The sequence below is a fragment of the Pseudooceanicola aestuariicola genome (assembly GCF_045763785.1).
Lineage (GTDB): Bacteria > Pseudomonadota > Alphaproteobacteria > Rhodobacterales > Rhodobacteraceae > Pseudooceanicola.
Map to the genome: position 1 here is coordinate 1 of NZ_JBJGSF010000022.1, position 2129 is coordinate 2129.

Sequence of the window (2129 nt, forward strand, 5' to 3'; positions counted from 1 at the left end):
TATTGCAATTAAGGGTACAGAATCTGCCGAAAACGCTTCCAATCCGCAGAATCTGATTAATTAGGGTACAGTGACAGACGTGAAGTAGACAAGCGCGACACCTGCATCTCTGCAAAGACAATGAACCGGCGGGGCTACACCCCCGCCGGTTCTATCGTGTCGGAGAGCGGTGTCTGCTCCATCAAACTACTGAATCTGATTGAGGTCGATGTATGTAGCGACTTGGGATTCAGTCTACGGGTGCAACGGGCGCCGCGTGCAGAACGGAGATTTTGCAGGTTCTTCGGGAAGCAGTCGCGCCACCATGCTGCTGCAGCGAGGACCTGCGACACCAACATGGTCATGTATGGTGGCAACGTAGTGGAACGCGGAGCGACTGCACGGATGCTGGAAGATCCGCAGGGTGACTATACCAACTCGCTGATCTCCGGCGTCTCGCACCTGTCGCACTAGAGGCGGGGCCAACCCACGAGGGCGGGCCCCGCGACGGGTTACTGGCTCGGCGTCCAGGGGCGGTTGTACGCCCCCACGCGCCAGTCGCCAAATTCGACGAAGCGGGGATCTGAGCCCGTCTCCAACGCGGCGGCTGCCGTGTTCAGTGCCTCGGGTGTGACCTCTGGCCAGGTGCCGGTCTCGATCCGTTCGGCCAGAATTTCAACGATCACGCTGCTTTCCGCGGCCATGAATTCGCAGTGCCCGGTGCCCTGAACGAGGGCCTGCCGATAGTGGTCGGTGGTGCCGGCCTGTTCAACCAGCGCCTCGTACCCCTGCATCAGCGAATAGGGGATGGCCCAGTCTCCCAGCATGTGGATCCGTATGGCGGGCACTTCGAGCTCTCCGGTCGTGGTGCGTCCGTCCCCGGCCCAGAAGTCGAGCGCATAGTCCGACGCCGCAATCCGGGGTTCGGCGTCAATCGTCGCAAGGTCGGCCTGAAGGTCCAGATCGGCTTCGGCATAAAGCGCCTCGACCAGCTGTTTCATCGCCGGTGCGGCGTTGGCGTAGAACGCGGCGTAATCGACGCCTTCGTTGCCGGACAACTGCTGACCCGATGCCGCATTTTCGAAGAGCAGCCGCGCAGTGCCGCCGACATTGCCGGCATTGCGCATCGCCGATTTCACCACCATATCAGCCATCGCGGCGGTATCGGACGTGTCGGGCAGGTCGGTGCCCTCGACCATCCAGGGCGACCACTGGCCGATGGCAAAGGCGAGCGCCAGACGGGCGCGACCTTCGGGCGTTTTGCCCGCGTTTTCGATCGCGCTCTTCCACGACGCCCGGATGGCGTCGAGGTTACGATCGCCACCCGCGCCTGCGTTCGGCAGACCGGCCACCGTCAGATCCGAGGCCTGGCCCAGGCCCTGTGCCACGTAATCTTCCGCCAACAGCGCCCGCATCGCGAACCAGCCGTCCAGGAAACTGCTCATAATCCAGACCGGCGTATGGGCCGCAAGCACCACCGAGCCATCGATCTTGTCCGGGAAATCTTCGGCCGAGGCAAGGCTGTCCAGACCGCCGCCGGAGCATCCGTATTGCATCACCATGTCCGGCTCGCGTTCGAGCCGGGTGAAGGTGTCCTGAACGGTCTGGAGGTTCAAGATCTCGCGCTGCGGGTCGTATTGCCAGAGCCGCAAGGGATGGCGCGCCAGACCGGCAAAGGCATAGCCGCGCGCCAGCAGATCATCATAGCGGGGCGCGTAGCCCGGGACATGGATGAAGCTGGCGAAATCGAGATCACGCAGCAGGCGGCCGTTCCAGTTCTCGGGGACACGGATCAGCCACGTGGTACCGTCAGGCAGTACGCCACTATGCTCGCGGTATGGGGTTTTGTCCTGTGCCGAGACAGGAACAGCAAGACTGGCCGCAATCGCCAGGCAAAGCATCTTCGGCCCTGCCCGATATGAAAATCGAAACATGGTTCTCCTCCAGATTGTGTTTGGGAAGGCGCAGAGCTCCTCTCATCCCGCCATCCTGTCAATAAAAGTAGATGGCTAATTTTATGAGTGTCAAGTTCATATTTACGCAAGGTCAACGCGTTTTCTGAAATTGCGCCGATGATCAGCCCCACCTGAGTGGTCCGGTTTGATTGTTAGTGCATGACCGGTCTCGGGTCCATCGGGACGATGGTTTCC

Annotated in this window: 1 protein-coding gene; it reads right to left on the bottom strand. The window is 61.1% G+C overall.

From position 1 onward, the window contains the following. Positions 1-491: 491 nt before the first annotated feature. Positions 492-1913, bottom strand: coding sequence for a hypothetical protein (locus ACI3GR_RS20095; protein ID WP_243614748.1), 1422 nt, complete (start codon positions 1911-1913; stop codon positions 492-494). Positions 1914-2129 lie beyond the last annotated feature (216 nt).

Coding starts and splice junctions, on each gene's coding strand:
- ACI3GR_RS20095 (WP_243614748.1), bottom strand. CDS start 1,913: ATGTTTCGATTTTCATATCGGGCAGGGCCGAAGATGCTTTGCCTGGCG.